The sequence below is a fragment of the Aquitalea denitrificans genome, assembly GCF_009856625.1.
In the GTDB taxonomy this organism is placed as follows: domain Bacteria; phylum Pseudomonadota; class Gammaproteobacteria; order Burkholderiales; family Chromobacteriaceae; genus Aquitalea; species Aquitalea denitrificans.
On the sequence record NZ_CP047241.1, the window covers coordinates 3,841,945 to 3,866,166 of the forward strand.

Genomic DNA, 24,222 nt, shown 5'->3' on the forward strand with positions numbered 1-24,222 from the left:
GCCCATGCCCACGCCCCTCCGCCTTGCCAGCCCGGCCCTGCTGGCTGTGCTGCTTACTGCCTGTTCTCAGCCAAGCGCTACCGTCGAAGAAGTCCGCCCGGTCCGGGTGGTAACTGCCAGTCAGAATGGCAGCGTGCAGAGCAATAGCTTTGCCGGCCAGATTCGCGCCCGCACCGAAACCGACCTGGCCTTCCGCATTGGCGGCAAGATCATCGCCAAGTTGGTAAACAACGGCGAACACGTAAAAAAAGGCCAGTTACTGGCCAGGCTTGACCCCAGCGATACCAGCCTGGACATCAACGCCAAACAGGCTCAACTGGCCGCCGCCGAGTCGGACCTGGCCCAGCAGCAGCTCAATCTGCAGCGTTATCAGCAATTGCTGGCCAAGCAGTTCATCAGCCAGGCCCAGGTAGACAGCCAGCTCAATGGCGTCAACGCCGCCCGCGCCAAGCGCGATGAAGCGCGTGCCCAGCTGGCCGCCAGCCGCAATCAGGGCAGCTATACCCAATTACTGGCCGACGCCGACGGCATTGTCAGCCAGATATCAGCCGAGCCGGGCCAAGTGGTGGCCGCAGGACAGGCGGTGGCACGACTGGCGCACGATGGCCCGCGGGAAGCCGCCATCCAGGTGCCGGAAAACGCCCTGCAGCAAGTACGTCAACAAAAGGAATTCACCGTCAGCCTGTGGGCGGGCAAGCAGCAGTTCCAGGGCAAACTGCGTGAACTGGCTGGCGATGCCGATGCCGCCACCCGCACCTATGCCGCCCGCATCAGCCTGCCGGATGTCATCCCGCTGGCGCTGGGCCAAACCGCCACCATCACGCTAGACACAAATGCAACACCGTCGCTCCAAACCCTGCGCCTGCCACTGACTGCACTGCTGGATGAGCAGGGCAAGCACTATGTATGGGTGGTAAACGACAAGGATCTGCGCGTTATCCGCCGTCCGGTCAGCGTGGCCAGCATCGACAGCAACAGCGTCACGCTGCTAGGTGGTGTCCACCCCGGCGAAAAAGTGGTCAGTGCCGGCGTACATCTGCTACATGACAAGCAACGCGTCACCTTGCTGCAAGGTGGGCAGTAAATGAAAAAGCTCAATCTGTCGGAATGGGCGCTGCGCCACCAGGCGCTGGTGCTGTATTTCATGGTGATGCTGATGGTGTCCGGGCTGTGGGCCTACACCCAGCTGGGCCAGAAGGAAGACCCGGAATTCACCTTCAAGGCCATGCTGGTGCAAACCTACTGGCCAGGTGCCAAGGCGGTGGAGGTGGAACAGCAAATCAGCGACCGGCTGGAAGAAAAACTGCAGGAAATGCCGGAGATCAAGTATGTGCAGAGCTACAGCAAGCCGGGTGAGTCCCTGCTACTGATCAATCTGCGCGAAGATGTACCCGCCAAGAATGTGCAGGCGCTGTGGTATCAGGTGCGCAAAAAACTGGGCGATGTGCGCAGCAGCCTGCCAGCCACCACCCAGGGGCCGTTCTTCAACGATGAGTTCGGCGATACCTTCGGCAATATCTACGCCTTTACCGGCGATGGTTTTAGCGATGAAGCGCTGCGCCGCTACGTGGACCGGGCCAAGGAAGAAATCCTGCGGGTGCCGGATATAGCCAAGGTCAGCCTGGTGGGCGAGCAGAGCGAGAACATCTATATCGACCTGTCCAGCAGCAAGCTCGCCTCACTGGGGCTGGACACCAGCACCATCTGGACTGCCTTGCAGCAGCAAAATGCCATGCTGCCAGCCGGCACCTATGAAACCGCCAGCGACCGCATCTGGGTCCGCCCCAGCGGCAACTACAACACGGTGGAAGCCGTTGCCAATACGCCTATTGTCGCCAATGGCAAAAACCTGCGCCTGGGCGATATCGCGCAAATTCACCGCGGCTTTATCGACCCACCCAACTTCCGTATGCGCTTCAATGGCCATCCAGCCCTAGGCCTGGCCATCACCATGAAAAGCGGTGGCGACGTATTGCAACTGGGCGAGCACCTGGACGCCACCCTCAAGCAGATTCAATCCAAACTGCCGGTGGGCATCGAAATACATGCCGTTTCTGATCAACCCAAGGTAGTGAAGGGTGCGGTAAGCGAATTCATGCGCTCGCTGATCGAGGCCGTGCTGATTGTGCTGGCCGTCAGCTTCTTCAGCCTGGGCCTGCGCACCGGCGTGGTGGTGGCGCTGTCGATTCCGCTGGTGCTGGCGATGACCTTCCTCGCCATGTACTTCTTCAAGCTGGATCTGCAACGCATCTCGCTGGGCTCGCTGATCATCGCGCTGGGCCTGCTGGTGGACGATGCCATCATCGCGGTGGAAATGATGGCACTGAAGCTGGAACAGGGCTGGAACAAGTTCCAGGCGGCAACCTATGCCTACACCAGCACCGCCTTTCCCATGCTGACCGGCACGCTGATCACCGCAGCCACCTTTTTACCCGTGGGGCTGGCCAAATCCGATGCCGGCGAATACGTGTTCAGCCTGTTTGCCGTGGTGGGGCTGGCACTTATCCTGTCCTGGATTGTCGCCGTCGTTTTCACACCATTCCTGGGCTACAAGCTGCTGCCGGAACAGGCCATCCACCACCAGCAGCATGATGTCTACCAGAAGCCCTTCTACATCCGCTTCCGCGCCGTGCTGGAATGGTGCCTGCACTACCGCAAAACAGTCATCACCATCACGCTGGGTATATTTGTGCTGTCGCTGCTGGCCTTCCGCCTGCTGGTAGCACAGCAATTCTTTCCATCATCCAACCGGCCAGAGCTGATGGTAGACCTGTGGCTGCCACGAGGTGCCAGTTACGCCGCCACCGAAAGCGAAGTGAAAAAACTGGAAGCACTGATCCGCCAGGACAAGAATGTGCACAGTGTCACCAGCTATGTCGGCAGTGGCAGCCCGCGCTTTTATCTACCACTGGATCAGCAACAACAGCACCTCAACTATGCCCAGTTGATGGTGATGACCGGCGACGAGCATGTACGCGAACTGGTGAAAAGCCGTATTGAGCAGATTTTCGATCACGACTTCCCGCTGGTACGCGGCCGGGTCACCCGGCTGGAAAACGGCCCGCCGGTCGGCTACCCGGTACAGTTCCGCGTGATGGGGCCAGACCACGACAAGATCCGCGCCATTGCCTCAGAAGTGGAAAAGCGGGTTCGAGCCAACCCGGCCACCCGCCACGTCAACATCAACTGGGGCGAGCAGCTGAAGGCGCTGCGTATCACGCTGGATCAGGACAAGATCCGCCTGCTGGGCATCAACAGCCAGTCGCTGTCGCAGCAGTTGCAGATGCTGATTTCCGGTGCCACCGTCACCGACTACCGTGACGGCAACCGCACCGTCGGTATTGTGGCGCGCCTGAACAAGCAGGAGCAGAGCGATGTGGCCGCGCTGGGCAATTTGCAGGTGCAAACCGCCAGCGGTCGCTTTGTGCCGGTGTCGCAACTGGGCAAGATCGACTATCAACCGGAAGAGTCCATCATCTGGCGACGCAACCGTCTGCCCACCATCACCGTCAACGCAGATGTGGCCGATGGCGTGCAGGGCGATGATGTCTCCACCGCGCTGTGGCCGCAAATGCAGCAGCTGGAGCAGACTCTGCCGCTGGGCTATCACATCGAACTCGGTGGCTCGCTGGAATCCAGCAGCAATTCACAAACCGCCATTGCCGCCGTTGCACCCTTCATGATCGTGGTGGTACTTACCCTGCTGATGCTGCAATTGCAAAGCTTCCAGCGCACGCTGATGGTATTGCTGACCGCACCGCTGGGCATGATAGGCGTCACCCTCACCCTTATCCTGTTCCAGGCACCGTTCGGCTTTGTTGCCATGCTGGGAGTGATTGCCCTGTCCGGCATGATCATGCGCAACTCGGTTATCCTGGTTGACCAGATCGAACATGACATCGGCGAGGGCATAGACCGCCACGAGGCCATCATTGGTTCAACAGTACGCCGCTTCCGCCCCATCATGCTGACTGCACTGGCCGCCATCCTGGCCATGATTCCGCTCACCCGCAGCACCTTCTGGGGACCGATGGCGGTGGCCATCATGGGTGGCTTGCTGGTCGCCACGGTGCTGACCCTGCTGTTTTTGCCCGCCCTGTACGCCCAGTGGTTCAAGGTGGCTCGCCCGCAAAAGAGAACAATATGAAACATCCTGCCCGCTTCACCCCCTTGCTGCCGGCCCTGGCCCTGCTGCTGGCCAGTAGCAGCGCACCAGCCTTCGACCTGAGCGAGGCCTGGCAGGCTGCCCGCAGTTACAACAGCGACTACGCCGCCTCGCGCGCCGACCTGGGTGCCGGTCACGAACTTGCCGTGCAGGGCCGGGCCCAGTTGCTGCCGCAAGTGGCGCTGACGGGCAGCTACAGTCATACCACCCCCACCCAGCCAGCTGGACAGTCCACCTATGACAGCTCGGGCTATGGTGTTCAGCTGTCGCAGCCGCTGTTTGACATCAGCAAATACAGCGCCTACCAGAAAGGCAAAATCGCCAGCCAGCAGGCAGATACCAGCTTCAGCGCGGCAGAGCAGCAACTGATTGTCGACATCGCCCGCGCCTATTTCGATGTGCTGTTGGCCGAAGATACCCTGGCGGCCACCCGGGCCAGTAAAAAGGCGTACCAGACCCAGTTGCAGCAAGCAAAGGTAGCCTTTGACCTGGGTACCGCCACCATCATCGACACCCACGAAGCCCAGGCCGGCTTCGATGGTGCCAGCGCCAAGGAAATCGTGGCAGAGAGCCAGCAGGCAATCAGCCAGAACAATCTGCGGCGACTGACAGGTCTGGATAGCCGCAGCATCCAGCCGCTACGCGAACAGCTGCCGCCGCCACCTGCAGGTAATCTGCACAGCTGGATAGACCTTGCCACCCACAACAGCCTTGCTCTGCGTGCCGCCGAACAGGCACTGCACTACGCCAGCCAGACAGTAGCCGAAAAGCGTGGCAATCAGCTGCCGGTGGTATCACTCAGCGCCGGTTATAACGACAACCGCAGCAACCAGAGCGGCGCATTGCCCGTCACCCGCGGCAGCAGCATCGGGGTCAGTGTCAGCCTGCCACTATTTGCCGGCGGCGGCATTGATTCACAGATTCGCGAAGCGCTGGCCAAGGAGGAGTCGGCCCGCGACAAATTGGAATCGGCGCGACGCCAGCTACAGGAAGATGTCCGCAAGAGCTGGCTGGGCGTCACCAATGGCGCAGCATTGGTACGTGCGCAACAGCAATTGCTGGTATCCGCCAAAAGCAAGGTGGACTCCACCAAGCTGGGCAAGGAAGTGGGCATTCGCACCAATCTGGACGTATTGCAGGCCGAACAGTCTTACTACGATGCCATCACCAGTCTGGCCACCGCCAAGTACGACTACCTCACCGCCTGCCTGCAACTGGAACAAGTGGCCGGCACCCTGGATGAAAGCCGCTTGCAAACGGTGAATGCGGCGATCCGGCATTAAACAAACTTGTCATTTGTGATCAAATGGGGCTACTGTTTGCGCAGCAGCCCTTTTTTCATGGTGTGCAAGTCTTGCAACAAGTGTTTAACTTTTCAATGCAGGTGTAGCTTTTTGCTAAACACCTGATTAGAATCAAACCACTCTGGAAAACGCCGAAGTCTGTCCCCGGCGACTGGTTGACACTGAAAAAAGCAGCGCTAAATGCCCTAGGTGCACCAGCATTCATGTCCAGGACATTGCCACCAGGCACCCCAATCTTAGGAGAGATGGAATGAGCAACAAAGATCTGATGCAACGCAAGGCCGATGCAACCCCGCGCGGCGTGGGCGTAATGTGTACTTTCTTTGCCGACAAGGCCAAGAACGCCGAAGTATGGGATGTTGAAGGCAATCGTTACATCGACTTTGCTGGTGGTATCGGCGTACTGAATACCGGCCATCTGCATGCCAAGGTACAGGCTGCCGTGGCCGAGCAACTGAACAAGTTCAGCCACACCTGCTACCAGGTTGTGCCCTATGAATCCTATGTTGCCGTGGCCGAAAAGCTGAACCAGCTGACCCCCGGCAGCTTCGCCAAGAAAACCGCTTTTTTCAGCACCGGTGCCGAAGCCGTTGAAAACGCCATCAAGGTAGCCCGTGCCGCCACTGGCCGACCGGGTGTGATCGCATTTGGCGGTGCCTTCCACGGCCGCACCATGCTGGGTATGGCGCTGACCGGCAAGGTAGCCCCGTACAAAATCGGCTTTGGTCCGTTCGTCGGCGAGATCTACCACGCCGCCTACCCGAATGCCCTGCACGGCGTTTCGGTTGAAGATTCGCTGACCAGCATCGAAAAACTGTTCAAGTTCGACATCGAAGCCAAGCGCGTGGCCGCCATCATCTTCGAACCGGTACAAGGCGAAGGTGGTTTCTACTCCGCGCCGGCCGAATGGGTTCGCGCCATCCGCAAGCTGTGTGACGACAACGGCATCGTGATGATTGCCGATGAAGTACAGGCCGGCTTTGCCCGTACCGGCAAGCTGTTTGCCATGGAACACTATGACGTCACCGCTGACCTGACCACCATGGCCAAGTCGCTGGCTGGTGGCTTCCCGCTGGCAGCACTGGTGGGCAAGGCAGAACTGATGGACGCACCGGCACCGGGCGGCCTGGGTGGCACCTACGCCGGCAGCCCGCTGGGCCTGGCCGCAGCCGCCGCCGTAATCGACGTGATCCAGGAAGAAAACCTGCTGGAACGCTCCAACAAGCTTGGCGACCTCTTGAAGGAAAAACTGCACAGCCTGAAGAAGGACATCCCGCAGATTGCTGACGTACGCGGCCTGGGCGCGATGGTTGCCGTTGAATTCAACAAGCCGGGCACCCACGAGCCGGATGCAGACTTCACCAAGAAAGTACAGACCAAGGCACTGGAATCCGGTCTGATCCTGCTGACTTGCGGCGTGTACGCCAACGTGGTTCGCTTCCTGTTCCCGCTGACAATCGAAGACGAAATCTTCGCAGAAGCGCTGGGCAAGCTGGAAGCCGCCCTGAAGGCCTGATCCGTCACTGACTGATGATGACGGCCAATCCCGGCAACGGGGTTGGCCGTCTGCACACACACCATCCTCCGCCCATTCTGGAGAGACACATGCTGAATCTGAAAGACCCCTCCCTGCTCAAGCAGCAGTGCTATATCAACGGTCAATGGCTGGATGCCGACAACGGCGAAACCATTCCGGTCACCAACCCGGCCACCGGCGAAGTCATCGCCAGCGTGCCGAAAATGGGTACCGCTGAAGCCGAGCGCGCCGTAGCCGGTGCTGCCGAAGCCTTCAAGAGCTGGAAAAAGAAATCGGCCAAAGAGCGCTCTGTCATCCTGCGCCGCTGGTTTGAACTGATGATGGCCAACCAGGACGACCTGGCTGTCATCCTCACCAGCGAACAAGGCAAGCCGCTGGCTGAAGCCAAGGGCGAAATCGCCTACGGCGCTTCCTACATCGAATGGTATGGCGAAGAAGCCAAGCGCCTGTATGGCGACACCATTCCGGCCCCTGCTGCCGACCGTCGCATTCTGGTGACCAAGGAGCCGATCGGCGTAACCGCCGCCATCACCCCGTGGAACTTCCCCAATGCCATGATCACCCGCAAGGCTGCTCCGGCCCTGGCCGCGGGTTGTCCGATGGTGGTACGCCCGGCCAGCCAGACTCCGCTGTCCGCCCTGGCCATTGCCGTACTGGCTGAACGTGCCGGCATTCCGGCTGGCGTGTTCTCGGTGCTGACCGGTAGCTCCAGCGAAATCGGTGCCGTACTGACCGGTAGCGACACCGTGAAGAAATTCTCCTTCACCGGCTCCACCGAAGTGGGTCGCAAACTGATTGCCCAATGTGCAGACACCGTCAAGAAAGTGTCGATGGAACTGGGCGGCAACGCACCGTTCATCGTGTTTGACGATGCCGATCTGGATGCCGCCGTTGAAGGCGCCATGATTTCCAAGTACCGCAATGCCGGCCAGACCTGCGTCTGCGCCAACCGTATTCTGGTACAGGATGGCGTTTACGATGCCTTTGCCGAGAAATTTGCCACCGCCGTGGCCAAGCTGAAAATCGGTAACGGTCTTGAAGCCGGTATCACCCAGGGCCCGATGATCGACCAGAACGCCGTGGCCAAGGTGGAAGAGCACATTGCCGATGCCCTGGCCAAGGGTGGCAAGCTGATTACCGGCGGCAAGCGCAGCGCCCTGGGCCACAGCTTCTTCGAACCGACCGTCATCACCGGGGTAACCCCGGCAATGAAGGTAGCCAAGGAAGAAACCTTTGGCCCGCTGGCTCCGGTATTCCGCTTCAAGACCGAAGAAGAAGCCATCCAGATGGCCAACGATACCGAATTCGGCCTCGCCAGCTACTTCTATGCCCGCGATGTGGGTCGTATCTTCCGCGTGTCCGAAGGTCTGGAGTACGGCATGGTTGCAGTCAACAGCGGCCTGCTATCCAACGAAGCCGCACCGTTCGGTGGCGTGAAGCAATCCGGCCTGGGCCGTGAAGGCAGCAAGTACGGTATTGAAGACTATCTGGAAATCAAGTACGTGCTGCTGGGTGGCCTGGACAAGTAAGTCCTGCTACCAGCAACAGAAAAGGCCGCAGATGCGGCCTTTTCTATTTTCCCCATACCGGGCCTCAATGCAGCTTGACGATGGTTTCCGACAAGGGAATATCCGCCTCGCGCAGGCAATCACACAAGTCCTTCCAGGTAGCGTCCTTGTCCGGGGCCACATCCGGCACCATCAGCCATGGAGAACGTGCCAGCAACTCGTCACTACCCTGCAACTTGAGGCCAACCTCATAGCCCTGCATCTCCGGCTGATACTCAGCCACGGCTTCCAGATCCTGCAAACCGCCTACCTTGTTGGCAATCAGGGCTACCGTCAGCCCCAGACGTTTGCGATTCCACGCCCTTACACCCGCAGACAGTGACTCCCACCACGGCAGCGGAGCAAACAGCTCGGCCTCGCCGTATTCCATTTCGGCTCCGATTGCCTGCTGCACCAGCGGCATCACTGCGTCCAGTGCCTTGCGCGACAGCTGCCTGGCCTGATCGACAGGCAACGCGCCGCGTTCAACCAGGAAAGGCAGCCAGGAAATCACCAACTGAGGCTCCTGTGTCTTGCGTGCAGCGTCATAAGTAGCGCGTGAGGAGACCGGATCAAGCGGGGCAAAATCACAGCCCGCATCCATCACGCGGGCCAGGTGTATCAGGTTCTGACAGGCGCGCTCATTGAGCATATCGACGGTAAACAGGGTGGGAGATATCCACAGAATGGCCTTCTCTGGTACATCCAGCGCATCCGCCAGCGGCGTTTCCAGTCGCTCCAGCAGCGGAAAATGCCACCACACCCCACCTTGAGCCCGTGAAAAAGCAAAGGGCAAAGCCCATAGTTCGAATGACACGACGGAGCCATCCGCGCGCACCACTTCGGGAAAGGCAATGGCATCACGCGCGCTGTTTACCAGCAAGGCACGGGCTGACGGTTCACCCAGCAGGGAAAGCTGGGCTTCGGTAAAGACCGCCTGATCGCCGCCCATCAAGGCCTGTTGCACCTGTGCGGCAAAACCAGCGCGATGCATGGGGTCAAGGGCGGCGGCACGGGCGGCATCACGCAGGGTGCGAATAGCCAAGCTGCGCTCGGCGGGCGGCAGCGGCTCGGTCGGCCCCTGACGCATTTCACGCGGGCGCGGCCCGACCTCGCGCTCGGCATACGCCTCGTGCAAGCGCTGGTAGGTGCTCATGGCTTCATCGCAGATTGCCTGCAGGCGTGTCGCCGTGGGAACATCGCCACTGAAGACGAAATCAAACAGGCGCAGACCGCGATTACACACGTAGACACTGCGATTGGCATCGGCATCAAATAGCAGCGCACTGGCAAATGCTTCGGCATCGCGACCAGCAAACTCGGTGAAGTCATTGCCAATCAGACGACAGACAAAGGCGGGGGCCGTGGTATGCACCAGATATTCGGTAGCCTCAAGGCCAGACGCGTCCACGGCATCACCAAAGATGAAACGGTTAGGCTGCTGCGGTTCACCCTTGATACGGGTATTACGGGGATGCGGTGTCATCAATCAACCAGAAAAATCTGCAAAAACATCCCATTGTACCCGCCCCTCCCATGCGGCGAAACCGCCGGAATGCGGATTCGCCTATGCGCCGACAGCCATTTCGCTACGCCAGTCGGCCATCAGCACTGACAATGCCTGCCGCTGCTGCCCTGCTGCATCAAAGTTTTCTGCTGCCAGCCATTGTTCCAGCCGTTGCCGCACCGCAGGCCATTCGCCATCCAATATGGAATACCAGGCGGTATCACGATTACGCCCCTTGGTAATCATGGCCTGACGGAACAGCCCTTCAAACAGAAAGCCCAGCCGCTCTGCCGCCCGGCGCGACGGCAGGTTCAGCGCATTACACTTCCATTCATAACGGCGATAGCCCAGTTCAAAAGCGTGGCGCATCATCAGATACATGGCCTCGGTGGCTGCTGGTTTCTGCTGCAACAGGGGCGAATAGTTAAGGTGCCCGACCTCGATCACCCCATTTGCCGCATCAATGCGCAAATAACTGGCAAGGCCCACCGGCTGCCCGCTGGCAGCATCAATGATGGTATAAAACTGCGGATCGGCCAGCCCTTCCATGCTGCGCAGCCAGCTACTGTAGTCAGCCTGACTGGCAAACGGCCCATAGCCCAGATAGGTCCAGTTTGCCGCCGCGCCATCCTGCTGCATGGCTTCATACAGCCCCTGTGCATGGCGTGCTGCCGACAATGGCTCCAGCCGGCAATACTGCCCGCTCATCACCTGCGGCGGTGGTGTAGGGCAAACCTGCCAATCTGGCAAGGCCAGGCCATGCAACTGGCCGTACTCGTTGCGTTCGCCTACGGCCAGACGCTGTGCAATGAAATCATCAGACATATTTTCTCCTAGCAAGCACACTTGATGGACGTGCCCGCAGTAGCATGGCTGCCAACAGTGGCAAAACCATCCCGCTTCCACCAGTCCAGCCCACCTTGCAACTCCTTCACCCGAAAGCCCAGTTGCAGTAGCTTGATGGCTCCATTGGTGGAGCCATTGCAGCCAATTCCATCGCAGAATGGAACCAGCAAGGCATCACGTGGCAATGCGGCGGTTGTATCTGCCGACATGGCCCGGTGCGGCAAGGACAATGCGCCGGGAATGCTTTCACGCTCAAAGGCGCTACTCGCACGGGTATCGATCAGAATCAGTTTCTCACCGGCTTCCAGTGCTGCCTTGACATCGGCAGCATCAATTTCATAGGCCAGCTTGGCCTGATAGAACTCCAGCTGTGTCATCGGTTTCATCCTGGCTGATGCATTTGCAATAGCTGCAGATTACGGGCAAATTGATTCCTTCAAAAGAACCACTCTTTGCACCCGCCAAGGAACCACTACATTCATGCATGCCGACTGGATCATCGACTATCTGCAAGGCCAGCTGCAACGACAGGGTCAATCGACACTGTCACAGCAGGTGTACAAGCTGCTGCGCGAAGCCATTGCCCGGCAGCAGTTGGTGGCAGACACCGCCTTGCCAGCCAGCCGCATGTTGGCGCGCGCCTTGCAGATCGGTCGCAATACCGTACTGGCGGCTTACGATCAATTACTGGCCGAAGGCTATCTTTACAGTCGGCCAGGCGCCGGGACTTTTGTCAGCCCGGCCTTCAGCAGCCTTGGTCAACCCACGGCAACAGCACGCAGGCATGCCGGCTTGTCTCAGCGGGGACAGGCACTGTCCGAGCAATACCGGCTCCCCACCGGCCTGACCGGAGCCTTTGCTCCCGGCTTGCCGGAGTTGCGCCAATTCCCGCATGCTGTCTGGCAGCGACTGCAGCATCAGCACAACCGGCAAGCACCGTCTCACTGGTGGCATTACCAGCAAGAAGGAGGACTGCCAGCCCTGCGCCGGGCCATATGCACCTATTTGCAATTATCACGCTCCGTTCACTGCCATCCCGACCAGATTCTGGTAGTGCAAGGTGCTCAGCAAGCGCTGGAACTGACCGCACGATTACTTGCCGACCCGGCAGACCAGGCCTGGATGGAGGATCCGGGCTACGCAGGCGCTCAGGCAGCCATGCAGGCTGCCGGTTTGCACATCATCCCGGTACCGGTCGACAATGAAGGGCTGAATCCGGCAGCTGCGCCGCCAGATAGCCGGCCGCGGCTGGTTTACATTACGCCATCACACCAGTATCCCAGTGGCGTTGTCATGTCCCTCGCCCGCCGCCTGGAGCTGTTGCAACGCGCAGAGGCCGATGACAGCTGGATCATCGAAGACGACTACGACAGCGAATTCCGTTACGATACCCAGCCCATCGCCTCGCTGCAGGGGCTGGCGAACAGCGCAAGGGTCATCTACATCGGCACTTTCAGCAAAGTCATGTTCCCTGCCATGCGATTGGCCTACTTGGTCATCCCACCAGCGCTGGTCGATGCCTTCCGCTCAGCCTACGCCCGTCTGTATCGTGAGGGCTGCTATGCCCAGCAAGCGGCGCTGGCGGATTTCATCGAGCAAGGCCATTTTGCCCGCCATATCCGCCGCATGCGCGACCTGTACCGGATACGCCAGCAATTACTGCGCAGCACCCTGCAACAGGCGGTGGGACAGGCCATCCCCCTGTCCTCCGGCCAAGCCGGCATGCATCTGGTGGCAAGCCTGCCCCCGTCGGTCAGTGACCAGCAGCTAAGCCAGCAAGCCGCAAGCGAGCAGTTATGGCTACGCCCGCTGTCGCGCCATTTCCTGGGTGCAGAACACCGCAACGGGCTGGTCCTTGGCTATGCCGGGGTCGAGGAAAATGATATTCACCAGTCGGCACTGCGACTGGCCCAACTGGTAGAGCCCTTATTGTGAGCACCAACAAACCCGCATTACTGATCAGCGCCTGCCTGCTAGGCGAAGCTGTCCGCTACGATGGTCAGGCAAAAGGACAAGCACCAGATCAACAGGCTGCACTGGCCGAGCGTTTCCGGCTGATTCCCACCTGTCCGGAATGTGCCGGGGGGCTGCCCGTACCACGCCCGGCTGCAGAAGTTTGTGGCGGTGACGGGGCTGCCGTATGGCAAGGCACAGCACAGGTCATGACCGCAGATGGCCAAGACGTCACCGCAGCCTTCGTGCGTGGCGCAGAGCATAGCCTGGCACTGGCGCAACAGCATGCCTGTCATCTGGCATTACTCAAGGCCAATAGCCCGTCATGCGGCAACCGGCAAATCTACGATGGCAGCTTCAGTGGTCAACGCCAACCAGGCGAAGGTGTATGCAGCAGCCTGCTCCACCAGCATGGCATCAAGATATTCAACGAAGCAGAAATCGAGGAATTATTGCATTCCGTCGATAACAAGATCTAAGCACCCGCTCAAAATGCAAAAAGCCCGGAGCATCTGTCCGGGCTTTTTACTGCCAGCTAGCTGGCGAATGGGGAGTTTGGCGGTGTCCTACTTTCACATGGCGAATGCCACACTATCATCGGCGCTAAGGCGTTTCACGGTCCTGTTCGGGATGGGAAGGCGTGGGACCACCTCGCTATGGCCACCAAACATCAAGCTGTAAACCAAAGCTTGCCGGAGAAACTCGACAGCAAGACATCGGGTAAATCAAAGCCCAGCTCGATTGAGCTGGGCTTCTGTATGGGGAGTCTGGCGGTGTCCTACTTTCACATGGCGAATGCCACACTATCATCGGCGCTAAGGCGTTTCACGGTCCTGTTCGGGATGGGAAGGCGTGGGACCACCTCGCTATGGCCACCAGACATAAACTGTCAACAAACTTGAAGAAGCCTTGTGGGGAGTAGAGAGTCGGGAGTAGAGAGTTGTCTCTGCCCGCTCTTGTCCTGCTCTCCGTTTCGGGGGTAGTTCGTCAGTTGCAGGGGTTTACTCCCCACTCCCACCTCTCTACTCCCGCCTTAATTAGTCTTGGATCTTTGATCGCGTCGCACATGCACTATCCGTCAGCCCGGTTTCCCAAGCCACTCAAATGATAGGATCAAGCCTCACGAGCAATTAGTATCGGTTAGCTTAACGCCTCACAGCGCTTCCACACCCGACCTATCAACGTCCTGGTCTCGAACGACTCTTCAGGAGGGTCTAGCCCTCAGGGAAGTCTCATCTTCAGGCGAGTTTCGCGCTTAGATGCTTTCAGCGCTTATCTCTTCCGAACTTAGCTACCCGGCAATGCCACTGGCGTGACAACCGGTACACCAGAGGTTCGTCCACTCCGGTCCTCTCGTACTAGGAGCAGCCCCCGTCAAACTTCCAACGCCCACTGCAGATAGGGACCAAACTGTCTCACGACGTTTTGAACCCAGCTCACGTACCACTTTAAATGGCGAACAGCCATACCCTTGGGACCGGCTACAGCCCCAGGATGTGATGAGCCGACATCGAGGTGCCAAACACCGCCGTCGATGTGAACTCTTGGGCGGTATCAGCCTGTTATCCCCGGAGTACCTTTTATCCGTTGAGCGATGGCCCTTCCATTCAGAACCACCGGATCACTATGTCCTGCTTTCGCACCTGCTCGACTTGTCGGTCTCGCAGTTAAGCTACCTTTTGCCATTGCACTATCAGCACGATTTCCGACCGTACCTAGGTAACCTTCGAACTCCTCCGTTACACTTTGGGAGGAGACCGCCCCAGTCAAACTGCCTACCATGCACTGTCCCCGATCCGGATAACGGACCAAGGTTAGAACCTCAAAGGGGTCAGGGTGGTATTTCAAGGTCGGCTCCACCAGAACTAGCGTCCTGGCTTCAAAGCCTCCCACCTATCCTACACAAACCACTTCAAAGTCCAATGCAAAGCTACAGTAAAGGTTCACGGGGTCTTTCCGTCTAGCAGCGGGGAGATTGCATCTTCACAAACACTTCAACTTCGCTGAGTCTCAGGAGGAGACAGTGTGGCCATCGTTACGCCATTCGTGCGGGTCGGAACTTACCCGACAAGGAATTTCGCTACCTTAGGACCGTTATAGTTACGGCCGCCGTTTACTGGGGCTTCGATCAAGAGCTTGCACCCCATCACTTAACCTTCCAGCACCGGGCAGGCGTCACACCCTATACGTCCACTTTCGTGTTGGCAGAGTGCTGTGTTTTTGATAAACAGTCGCAGCCACCGATTCTCTGCGACCTCTCCAAGCTCCATCCGCAAGGGATTTCACCTAAAGAGGCATACCTTCTCCCGAAGTTACGGTATCAATTTGCCGAGTTCCTTCTCCTGAGTTCTCTCAAGCGCCTTAGAATTCTCATCCTGCCCACCTGTGTCGGTTTGCGGTACGGTTCTTGTGTAGCTGAAGCTTAGTGGCTTTTCCTGGAAGCGTGGTATCAGTCACTTCAGGTCCGTAGACCCTCGTTATCACTTCTCGGTGTTGAATGAAAGGGCGGATTTGCCTACCCTAACCACCTACCAGCTTGAACGACCTATTCCAACAGGCCGCTGACCTAACCTTCTCCGTCCCCACATCGCACTACACAAAAGTACGGGAATTTTAACCCGTTTCCCATCGACTACGCTTTTCAGCCTCGCCTTAGGGGCCGACTCACCCTACGCCGATGAACGTTGCGTAGGAAACCTTGGGCTTTCGGCGAGCGGGCTTTTCACCCGCTTTATCGCTACTCATGTCAGCATTCGCACTTCTGATATCTCCAGCATCCCTTTCGAGACACCTTCACAGACCTACAGAACGCTCCCCTACCATCTGCACTTACGTGCAAATCCGCAGCTTCGGTTATCAGTTTGAGCCCCGTTACATCTTCCGCGCAGGACGACTCGACCAGTGAGCTATTACGCTTTCTTTAAATGATGGCTGCTTCTAAGCCAACATCCTGGCTGTCTGGGCCTTCCCACTTCGTTTACCACTTAACTGATCATTTGGGACCTTAGCTGGCGGTCTGGGTTGTTTCCCTCTTGACGATGGACGTTAGCACCCACCGTCTGTCTCCCATGCTCGCACTTTCCGGTATTCAGAGTTTGCCATGGTTTGGTAAATCGCAATGACCCCCTAGCCATAACAGTGCTTTACCCCCGGAAGTGATACATGAGGCACTACCTAAATAGTTTTCGGGGAGAACCAGCTATCTCCGAGTTTGTTTAGCCTTTCACCCCTATCCACAGCTCATCCCCTAGTTTTGCAACACTAGTGGGTTCGGACCTCCAGTGCGTGTTACCGCACCTTCATCCTGGCCATGGATAGATCACTCGGTTTCGGGTCTACGCCCAGCAACTAAAGCGCCCTATTCGGACTCGGTTTCCCTACGCCTCCCCTATGCGGTTAAGCTTGCTACTGAACGTAAGTCGCTGACCCATTATACAAAAGGTACGCAGTCACCCCTTGCGAGGCTCCCACTGTTTGTATGCATCCGGTTTCAGGTTCTATTTCACTCCCCTCCCGGGGTTCTTTTCGCCTTTCCCTCACGGTACTGGTTCACTATCGGTCGATCACGAGTATTTAGCCTTGGAGGATGGTCCCCCCATCTTCAAACAGGATTTCGCGTGTCCCGCCCTACTTTTCGTATGCTTAGTACCAAGAATGAAATTTCGTGTACGGGGCTATCACCCACTATGGCGGCAGTTTCCAATGCCTTCCACTATCTCAATCTCTATCACATACAGGCTATTCCGCGTTCGCTCGCCACTACTGACGGAATCTCGGTTGATTTCTTTTCCTCGAGTTACTTAGATGTTTCAGTTCACTCGGTTCGCTTCCACAGACCTATGTATTCAGTCTGGGATACCCTTGCGGGTGGGTTTCCCCATTCGGATATCGCGGGATCAAAGCTCTATTGCCAGCTCCCCCGCGCTTTTCGCAGGCTTACACGTCCTTCATCGCCTGTGATCGCCAAGGCATCCACCAGATGCACTTAGTCGCTTGACCCTATCATTTCAGTAACCTAGATTACCAATCCGACAGAATTGTGTTTGTGCGACATGTCACACCGCCCCTTTTGATATGGCGACATGACATTAGATACAATCAAATTCCCAAGATGACGATTTGTCCTGCATGCAGAGTTAACTCCATGCATTTCATTTCGCCGTCTAATTAATTCGGCTTCTTCAGTTTGTTAAAGATCGGGCATTGTAAAAACAACGCAAACAGAAATTCACGCAGCAATAAAATGCTGTGTGCGCTTTTGTTTGCACTGTAAGAATGGTGGAGGATGACGGGATCGAACCGACGACCCCCTGCTTGCAAAGCAGGTGCTCTCCCAACTGAGCTAATCCCCCAAACTGGTGGGTCTGGTAGGACTCGAACCTACGACCCCTGCGTTATCAACACAGTGCTCTAACCAGCTGAGCTACAAACCCAGTTACTACCCTTAAATCATGAATAACCGATAGGCTGTGAGTACTTGACAATCGCCTTCTCTAGAAAGGAGGTGATCCAGCCGCAGGTTCCCCTACGGCTACCTTGTTACGACTTCACCCCAGTCATGAATCCCACCGTGGTAAGCGGCCTCCTTACGGTTAGCCTACCCACTTCTGGTGAAACTCACTCCCATGGTGTGACGGGCGGTGTGTACAAGACCCGGGAACGTATTCACCGCAGCATGCTGATCTGCGATTACTAGCGATTCCGACTTCACGCACTCGAGTTGCAGAGTGCGATCCGGACTACGATCGGTTTTATGAGATTGGCTCCACCTCGCGGCTTGGCTACCCTCTGTACCGACCATTGTATGACGTGTGAAGCCCTGGTCATAAGGGCCATGAGGACTTGACGTCATCCCCACCTTCCTCCGGTTTGTCACCGGCAGTCCCATTAGAGTGCTCAACTAAATGGTAGCAACTAATGGCAAGGGTTGCGCTCGTTGCGGGACTTAACCCAACATCTCACGACACGAGCTGACGACAGCCATGCAGCACCTGTGTTACGGCTCCCTTTCGGGCACCAAGCCATCTCTGGCAAGTTCCGTACATGTCAAGACCAGGTAAGGTTTTTCGCGTTGCATCGAATTAATCCACATCATCCACCGCTTGTGCGGGTCCCCGTCAATTCCTTTGAGTTTTAACCTTGCGGCCGTACTCCCCAGGCGGTCAACTTCTCGCGTTAGCTACGCTACCAAGGATTCAAACCCCCAACAGCTAGTTGACATCGTTTAGGGCGTGGACTACCAGGGTATCTAATCCTGTTTGCTCCCCACGCTTTCGTGCATGAGCGTCAGTGTCATCCCAGGGGGCTGCCTTCGCCATCGGTATTCCTCCGCATCTCTACGCATTTCACTGCTACACGCGGAATTCTACCCCCCTCTGACGCACTCTAGCCGTGCAGTCTCCAATGCAGTTCCCAGGTTGAGCCCGGGGCTTTCACATCAGACTTACACAACCGCCTGCGCACGCTTTACGCCCAGTAATTCCGATTAACGCTTGCACCCTACGTATTACCGCGGCTGCTGGCACGTAGTTAGCCGGTGCTTATTCTTCAGGTACTGTCATCCCCCAAGGGTATTAACCTTAGGGATTTCCTCCCTGACAAAAGTCCTTTACAACCCGAAGGCCTTCTTCAGACACGCGGCATGGCTGGATCAGGCTTGCGCCCATTGTCCAAAATTCCCCACTGCTGCCTCCCGTAGGAGTCTGGGCCGTGTCTCAGTCCCAGTGTGGCGGATCATCCTCTCAGACCCGCTACTGATCGATGCCTTGGTGAGCCTTTACCTCACCAACTAGCTAATCAGACGTCGGCCGCTCGAATAGCGCAAGGTCTTGCGATCCCCTGCTTTCCTTCTCAAAGCGTATGCGGTATTAGCTATCCTTTCGGATAGTTATCCCCCACTACTCGGCACGTTCCGACGCATTACTCACCCGTTCGCCACTCGTCAGCGGAGCAAGCTCCCTGTTACCGTTCGACTTGCATGTGTAAAGCATGCCGCCAGCGTTCAATCTGAGCCAGGATCAAACTCTTCAGTTCAATCTCATAGCAAATTTTCTGGCACGCAAGATCAAAGAAAATAACAAGTATTTCTTGTCTTGCAGTGCAAGTATTTGGCTTTCGCCAAGCACTCACACCTATCGGTTATTCTGTTTTTTAAAGAGCGGTGCAGGTCGCTGCGTTTCGTTTCCGTCGCTGCGTTGTCTGCTGAGGAGGCGAACTATACCGCCACGCCCTACCCTCGTCAACACTTTGTGCGAAGAAATCTGCACATTCTGCCAACATCCCGGCCAAGAGCGCGCTAAGTAACTGAGCGACAAAGGCTTATGCGATGGGGGTTTTATTACAGCCTTGCTGCGGATGCGTAGAAACCGGCGGGTCCCCGTTCGCACTTGCCGTGATAGGTGGGGCTGGCTGGCGCAAAAAGCTGGTCAGCGCACTGCCACCGGCAGCAAAAAGCCCGGCGGGGCCGGGCTTTTTGTATCAGGGACTACTGGGTAGCTGTATCAGCTACGGTAGTCGGCATTGATTTTCACATAATCATAAGAGAAGTCGCAGGTCCAGACCGTGGCTTGGGCCGCACCACGCCCCAGCACCACGCGAACGGTGATTTCGCTCTGGCTCATCACACGCTGACCATCTTCTTCTTTGTATTCCGGGTTGCGACCGCCATTGCAGGCAACCAGTACATCATCCAGATACAAGGAGAGGCGATCGACATCCAGATCGCTGACGCCAGCATAGCCGATGGCGCACAGCAAACGTCCCAGGTTCGGGTCGGAGGCGAAGAAGGCAGTCTTGACCAGCGGCGAACGGGCGATGGCGTAGGCCACGTCCTTGCACTCGGCAACGGAACGACCGCCTTCCACCTTGACGCTGATGAACTTGGTGGCACCTTCACCGTCGCGGATGATGGCCTGGGCCAGTTCGGTGGCCACATCGACCAGCGCTGCCTTGAGGACGGCGTAGGCCGGGTGATTGACCGAATCGATACGCGGCGCGGCGCTCTTGCCAGTGGACACCAGGATGAAGCTGTCGTTGGTGGAGGTATCGCCATCCACCGAGATGCAGTTAAAGGAGAGGTCGGCCACTTCCTTGACCAGTTGCTCCAGTACCGGACGGGTCACCGGGGCATCGGTGGCGACAAAGCCCAGCATGGTGGCCATGTTCGGGTGGATCATGCCGGCGCCCTTGGCGATGCCGGTGATGCTGACTTTCTGACCATCGATTTCCAGCGTGCGGCTGGTGGCCTTGGGCGCGGTATCGGTGGTCATGATGGCTTCGGCAGCCTCGGCCCAGTTGGCCGGGCGACGGGTCGGCAGTGCCTGGATGATCTTGTCGGCAGGCAGCGGCTCCAGGATGACGCCAGTGGAGAACGGCAGGATTTGTTCAACTGCGCAGTCCAGTTCGCCGGCCAGTGCCTGACAGACCGACAGTGCGCGTTGACGGCCATCTTCTCCGGTACCGGCATTGGCATTACCGGTATTCACCACCAGCGCACGGATTTGCACACCGGCATCCAGATGATTCTTGCTGATTTGCACCGGCGCGGCGCAGAAGCGGTTTTGCGTGAACACGCCGGCAACGGTATTGCCCTTGTCGATGCGCACCACCAGCACATCCTTGCGGTTGGCTTTTTTGATGCCGGCTTCTGCCACGCTCAGTTCGATGCCATCAATGATGGCCAGTTGATCGGCGCTAACCGGAGTCAGGTTGACTGCCATGATGAATTCTCCATGCCGGCACGCTGACACGTGCCTGTTGCTTGTCTGTTGTGTGCCTAGATTGTAACGGAATCAGTCCTGCTGGCTATCGAGGATTTGTTGCAATGCATCGCCATAGCGGGCCAGCTTCAGTTCACCCAGGCCGTATACCTTGCCCAGCTCGCGCAGGCTTTGTGGCCGACGCTCGACGATGTCGCGCAAGGTGCGATCAGAAAACACCGCATAGGCTGGAACATTGTGTTCATCAGCGGTCTGGCGGCGCCAGCGGCGCAGGGCCTGCCACAGCCGCTCTTCCCGCTCGGTACGCAACCAGCGGTCGGTATTGACGCTACGCGCCTTGCTGTCTTCCGCCAGCGGGCGCAGGTAGATTTTCTCCTGCCCCTTGAGCAAGGAGCGGCAGGCATCGGTCAACACCAGCGACTGCCCGCGGGCGATGTCCACTTGCAGGATCTTGCGCGCCACCAGCTGGCGGATGAGCGAACGCCAGGCGCGCTGGTTGTAGTCGCGCCCGATGCCGAAGGTGGTGAGCTTGTCGTGACCGAAACTGAGCACCGACTGGTTGCTGCGCCCCAGCAGCACATCCACTACATGATTGGCAGCAAAACGCTGCTCCACTCTATAGATACAGGACAGCAGCTTCTGCACCGGTACGGTGGCGTCAAAAGTGATTGGGGGATTCAGGCAATTGTCGCAATGACCGCAGGGCTTGCTGGCTTCGCCAAAGTGGCTGAGGATTTGCTGGCGGCGGCAGCTGGCGGTTTCACAAAAGGCCAGCATGGCATCCAGTTTGGACAGTTCCACCTGCTTTTGCAGCTCGGCCATTTCCGAGCCCTGGATCATCTGGTTGAGCTGCACCATGTCGTTCAGCCCGTAACACAGCCAGCTGGAGGCAGGCAGGCCGTCCCGCCCGGCGCGGCCGGATTCCTGATAGAAATTCTCCGGACTCTTGGGCAGGTCGATATGGGCAACAAAACGCACATCCGGCTTGTCGATGCCCATGCCGAAAGCCACGGTGGCCGCCATGACAATGCCTTCTTCGCGCAGGAATTCGCGCTGGTGCCGCTCACGCACCTCGTGACTGAGGCCGGCATGGTAGGGCAAGGCCGGAATGCCGTTCTGGCTCAGCCACTCGGCGGTTTCTTCCACCCGCTTGCGCGACAGGCAATACACAATGCCTGAGGCACCCGGATATTCATTATTGATGAAGTCGAGCAGCTGCTTTTTGGCATTGTGCTTTTCCACCACCTGATAAAACAGGTTGGGCCGGTCGAAACTGGACAGGAACACCTGTGCATCCCCCAGCTTGAGGTAGTGCAGGATGTCTTCGCGGGTTTGCGGGTCGGCCGTGGCGGTCAGCGCGATGCGCGGTACCTGGGGATAGTGGTCGGCCAGCATGCCCAGCTGCTGGTATTCCGGGCGGAAGTCATGCCCCCACTGGCTGACGCAATGCGCTTCATCGATGGCAAACAGGGAAATGTCCAATTGCGCCAGAAAATCCAGAAAGCGCGGGGTCAGCAAACGCTCCGGCGCGACATACAACAACTTCAAGGAACCATCGCGGGCGCGCCGGGCAATATCATGGGCATCGTCCGGTGCGGTGGCCGAGTTCAGACAGGCGGCCGCAACGCCAACTTCGGTGAGCGCAGCCACTTGATCCTGCATCAGCGCAATCAGCGGTGAAACGACAATGGCCACCCCCGGCCGCATCAGCGCTGGAATCTGGTAACACAAGCTCTTGCCACCGCCAGTGGGCATCAACACCAACGCATAACCGCCATCCACAATGTGCTGCACGATTTGCGCCTGCTGACCACGAAAGGCCGGATAGCCGAAGATATTGCCAAGTAAGGTGAGTGCGTCCTGCATGCGGGGTAAGCACCAAGCCTGTGCCAGATAATCCGGTCAGGACAAGGCCGACAACCTGTTTGAAGTCATGGGAAGGGAGCCATTGTACGGCAAAGCGCCGCTACACAAAAAAAAGCCGCCCGAAAGGGGCGGCATCAAGTTTGGATGGAGACAATGTGAAACGAAGAGAAAGATGCTCTCGTAGCAGAGAGACCATTAGTCAATATTGAAAGTTCATTTTCTATTAAAGACAATTCTTAAACTTTCACATGGAAATGACGTCAATCCAGACCCGAACATCAGGCACACAACAAGCAATATCACCACGGTGGCGGCAAGCAGGACTTGCCGTTGGTGCCAGCATGATTTCCTCCACGCTGCCGCCTATGCGAAACTGTGGGCATTACACCGGAGATCAAGCATGTTTTATCGTCTGCTCGCCCTGGCAGCCTGTGGCAGCCTGCTGGCCGCCTGCACTACCGTCCCTACTCAAACTTCATCCTCCAGGCCAAAACCGTTGCCTGTTCCCCTGCCGTCACAGGCCAATGCCGACTGGGAAAACCTGGGCGTATCACCCAATGGCAACATCCTGAACGAACTGGACAAGCTGTCGATCAAGCCGCAAGGCAGTGTTGTGACCTTTCGCGATCGCAAGACCATCTTCAATGTGAAGAAAGAAAACTTCCTGTCCACTCCACGGCACAAAATTTCCATCAACAGCTGGCTGATCGACTGCTCTGCGCGCACTTTCCGCCTGACCAGCATGGTGTTGTTTGACGAAAATGGTCGCCAGATCGCCAGTTACACTTACAATGACAGCCAGATAAAAGCGATGCCGGTCACCCAGAACTCGGCCAGCTATCAGCAGATGCAATACGTGTGCAAGGGCCTGGCCGGCTTCTGATATATTCGGATGCCACTCCGGTATATCAGCCTTGCCAGGCTTTAACGTCGCCAACCGTTGCACACAACAGCCAGCCAGCTCCATCCACCAGCATGTATATAGTGTCGCCAAAGGGAGATTCCATGCACGCCATCCGCCGTGTGGTGTTCAATCAGAAAGGTGGGGTAGGCAAGTCCACTATTACTACCAATCTGGCTGCCGTGGCCGCCCGTCAGGGTAAGAAGGTGCTGCTGATTGACCTGGATGCCCAGGGCAATGCCAGCCACTACCTGACCGGTGCGACGACGCATGCTGCGGAAAAATCCGCCGCTGGCTTTTTTGGCCAGATGCTGAATATCAGCATGTACAGCAAGGAGCTGCCGGACTTTGTCAGCAACACGCCCTTTGATGCGCTGCAGCTGCTGGCATCACATCCGGAACTGAGCGAGCTGATGGTGAAGCTGGAAAGCCGCTACAAGATGTTCAAGCTGAAAGAGGCGCTGGACCAGGTGGCTGGGGAGTTTGACGAAATCTGGATCGACACCCCGCCTGCGCTCAACTTCTTTACCCGCTCGGCCCTGATCGCAGCTGACCGCTGCCTGATTCCGTTTGATTGCGATGCGTTTTCGCGCCAGGCCTTGTACAACCTGCTCTCCAGCGTGGAAGAGATCCGTGCCGATCATAATCCTGCACTGCAGGTAGAAGGCATCGTGGTCAACCAGTTTCAGCCGCGTGCCAGCCTGCCAGTGCGACTGGTGGCCGAATTGCGCGCCGAAGGCCTGCCCGTACTGGATCCGCCGCTGTCTGCGTCGGTAAAGATTCGCGAATCGCACGATGTGGCAAAGCCGATGATTTATCTGGACCCCAAACACAAGCTATCGCTTGAGTTTACTGCCCTGTACCACACGCTGGCCTGA

At 57.6% G+C, this 24,222-nt stretch carries 14 protein-coding genes, 2 tRNA genes and 4 rRNA genes; 9 read left to right on the plus strand and 11 right to left on the minus strand.

Annotated elements, in window-relative coordinates; genetic code table 11:
* The first annotated feature begins 4 nt into the window (after positions 1-4).
* The 5 genes from GSR16_RS17720 to gabD all read left to right on the plus strand — a co-directional run bounded on the left by GSR16_RS17720 (position 5) and on the right by gabD (position 8,535).
* A complete protein-coding gene (locus GSR16_RS17720; RefSeq protein ID WP_159879738.1) occupies positions 5-1,084 on the plus strand; it encodes an efflux RND transporter periplasmic adaptor subunit in 1,080 nt (359 codons plus the stop codon).
* Complete coding sequence (locus GSR16_RS17725) at positions 1,085-4,147, plus strand: efflux RND transporter permease subunit (protein ID WP_159879740.1); 3,063 nt, start codon at positions 1,085-1,087, stop codon at positions 4,145-4,147.
* The gene (locus GSR16_RS17730) at positions 4,144-5,448 is read left to right on the plus strand and encodes a TolC family outer membrane protein (RefSeq protein WP_159879742.1); all 1,305 of its coding nucleotides are present in this window, start codon (positions 4,144-4,146) and stop codon (positions 5,446-5,448) included. The genes GSR16_RS17725 and GSR16_RS17730 overlap by 4 nt, the downstream gene beginning before the upstream one ends.
* Positions 5,449-5,719: 271 nt before the next feature.
* Positions 5,720-6,985 carry a 4-aminobutyrate--2-oxoglutarate transaminase gene (gene gabT / locus GSR16_RS17735; protein WP_159879744.1) on the plus strand — a complete coding sequence of 422 codons (1,266 nt, stop codon included), beginning with the start codon at positions 5,720-5,722 and terminating at the stop codon, positions 6,983-6,985.
* An 89-nt stretch (positions 6,986-7,074) separates the two neighbouring features.
* Positions 7,075-8,535 (plus strand): NADP-dependent succinate-semialdehyde dehydrogenase, encoded by a 1,461-nt coding sequence (gene gabD, locus GSR16_RS17740; protein WP_159879746.1) that lies wholly within the window; start codon positions 7,075-7,077, stop codon positions 8,533-8,535.
* A gap of 64 nt (positions 8,536-8,599) precedes the next feature.
* Here gabD and GSR16_RS17745 read toward each other — a convergent pair whose 3' ends face one another.
* From GSR16_RS17745 to GSR16_RS17755, 3 genes are all read right to left on the minus strand, one after another.
* Complete coding sequence (locus GSR16_RS17745; RefSeq protein ID WP_159879748.1) at positions 8,600-10,039, minus strand: hypothetical protein; 1,440 nt, start codon at positions 10,037-10,039, stop codon at positions 8,600-8,602.
* Positions 10,040-10,120: 81 nt separating this feature from the next.
* Positions 10,121-10,885 (minus strand): GNAT family N-acetyltransferase, encoded by a 765-nt coding sequence (locus GSR16_RS17750; protein ID WP_159879750.1) that lies wholly within the window; start codon positions 10,883-10,885, stop codon positions 10,121-10,123.
* An 8-nt stretch (positions 10,886-10,893) separates the two neighbouring features.
* A complete protein-coding gene (locus GSR16_RS17755) occupies positions 10,894-11,283 on the minus strand; it encodes a rhodanese-like domain-containing protein (RefSeq protein ID WP_205677457.1) in 390 nt (129 codons plus the stop codon).
* Positions 11,284-11,386: 103 nt separating this feature from the next.
* On the opposite strand from GSR16_RS17755, the gene pdxR reads away from it, so the two are divergent.
* Positions 11,387-12,841, plus strand: a complete 1,455-nt coding sequence (gene pdxR / locus GSR16_RS17760) for a MocR-like pyridoxine biosynthesis transcription factor PdxR (protein ID WP_159879754.1) — start codon at positions 11,387-11,389, stop codon at positions 12,839-12,841.
* Complete coding sequence (locus GSR16_RS17765; protein WP_205677458.1) at positions 12,838-13,338, plus strand: 2-thiouracil desulfurase family protein; 501 nt, start codon at positions 12,838-12,840, stop codon at positions 13,336-13,338. The genes pdxR and GSR16_RS17765 overlap by 4 nt, the downstream gene beginning before the upstream one ends.
* Positions 13,339-13,412: 74 nt before the next feature.
* Here GSR16_RS17765 and rrf (GSR16_RS17770) read toward each other — a convergent pair.
* The 8 genes from rrf (GSR16_RS17770) to recQ form a co-directional block, all read right to left on the minus strand.
* Positions 13,413-13,527 (minus strand): 5S ribosomal RNA (gene rrf / locus GSR16_RS17770).
* Between the two features lie 97 nt (positions 13,528-13,624).
* Positions 13,625-13,739, minus strand: a 5S ribosomal RNA gene (gene rrf / locus GSR16_RS17775).
* Positions 13,740-13,968: 229 nt separating this feature from the next.
* Positions 13,969-16,858 (minus strand): 23S ribosomal RNA (locus tag GSR16_RS17780).
* Positions 16,859-17,135: 277 nt separating this feature from the next.
* Positions 17,136-17,211: transfer RNA gene (locus tag GSR16_RS17785), tRNA-Ala, on the minus strand.
* 4 nt (positions 17,212-17,215) lie between these two features.
* Positions 17,216-17,292: transfer RNA gene (locus GSR16_RS17790), tRNA-Ile, on the minus strand.
* Positions 17,293-17,356: 64 nt separating this feature from the next.
* Positions 17,357-18,892 (minus strand): 16S ribosomal RNA (locus GSR16_RS17795).
* The 16S, 23S and 5S rRNA genes sit together here with 2 tRNA genes alongside, the layout of an rRNA operon.
* 467 nt (positions 18,893-19,359) lie before the next feature.
* Positions 19,360-20,577: a bifunctional glutamate N-acetyltransferase/amino-acid acetyltransferase ArgJ gene (argJ, locus tag GSR16_RS17800; RefSeq protein ID WP_089083832.1), complete on the minus strand. Its 1,218-nt coding sequence runs from the start codon at positions 20,575-20,577 to the stop codon at positions 19,360-19,362.
* Positions 20,578-20,649: 72 nt separating this feature from the next.
* On the minus strand, positions 20,650-22,443 hold the full coding sequence (gene recQ, locus GSR16_RS17805) for a DNA helicase RecQ (protein WP_159879756.1): 1,794 nt from the start codon (positions 22,441-22,443) through the stop codon (positions 20,650-20,652).
* A 400-nt stretch (positions 22,444-22,843) separates the two neighbouring features.
* Here recQ and GSR16_RS17810 point away from each other — a divergent pair, with 400 nt between their 5' ends.
* Positions 22,844-23,326: a surface-adhesin E family protein gene (locus GSR16_RS17810; protein ID WP_159879758.1), complete on the plus strand. Its 483-nt coding sequence runs from the start codon at positions 22,844-22,846 to the stop codon at positions 23,324-23,326.
* A 122-nt stretch (positions 23,327-23,448) separates the two neighbouring features.
* Positions 23,449-24,222, plus strand: coding sequence for a ParA family protein (locus GSR16_RS17815; protein ID WP_159879760.1), 774 nt, complete (start codon positions 23,449-23,451; stop codon positions 24,220-24,222).

What these genes read in the sequence shown, in the direction of transcription:
- GSR16_RS17720 (WP_159879738.1), top strand. Translation starts at nt 5, where the DNA reads ATGCCCACGCCCCTCCGCCTTGCCAGCCCGGCCCTGCTGGCTGTGCTG.
- GSR16_RS17725 (WP_159879740.1), top strand. Translation starts at nt 1,085, where the DNA reads ATGAAAAAGCTCAATCTGTCGGAATGGGCGCTGCGCCACCAGGCGCTG.
- GSR16_RS17730 (WP_159879742.1), top strand. Translation starts at nt 4,144, where the DNA reads ATGAAACATCCTGCCCGCTTCACCCCCTTGCTGCCGGCCCTGGCCCTG.
- gabT (WP_159879744.1), top strand. Translation starts at nt 5,720, where the DNA reads ATGAGCAACAAAGATCTGATGCAACGCAAGGCCGATGCAACCCCGCGC.
- gabD (WP_159879746.1), top strand. Translation starts at nt 7,075, where the DNA reads ATGCTGAATCTGAAAGACCCCTCCCTGCTCAAGCAGCAGTGCTATATC.
- GSR16_RS17745 (WP_159879748.1), bottom strand. Translation starts at nt 10,039, where the DNA reads ATGACACCGCATCCCCGTAATACCCGTATCAAGGGTGAACCGCAGCAG.
- GSR16_RS17750 (WP_159879750.1), bottom strand. Translation starts at nt 10,885, where the DNA reads ATGTCTGATGATTTCATTGCACAGCGTCTGGCCGTAGGCGAACGCAAC.
- GSR16_RS17755 (WP_205677457.1), bottom strand. Translation starts at nt 11,283, where the DNA reads ATGACACAGCTGGAGTTCTATCAGGCCAAGCTGGCCTATGAAATTGAT.
- pdxR (WP_159879754.1), top strand. Translation starts at nt 11,387, where the DNA reads ATGCATGCCGACTGGATCATCGACTATCTGCAAGGCCAGCTGCAACGA.
- argJ (WP_089083832.1), bottom strand. Translation starts at nt 20,577, where the DNA reads ATGGCAGTCAACCTGACTCCGGTTAGCGCCGATCAACTGGCCATCATT.
- recQ (WP_159879756.1), bottom strand. Translation starts at nt 22,443, where the DNA reads ATGCAGGACGCACTCACCTTACTTGGCAATATCTTCGGCTATCCGGCC.
- GSR16_RS17810 (WP_159879758.1), top strand. Translation starts at nt 22,844, where the DNA reads ATGTTTTATCGTCTGCTCGCCCTGGCAGCCTGTGGCAGCCTGCTGGCC.
- GSR16_RS17815 (WP_159879760.1), top strand. Translation starts at nt 23,449, where the DNA reads ATGCACGCCATCCGCCGTGTGGTGTTCAATCAGAAAGGTGGGGTAGGC.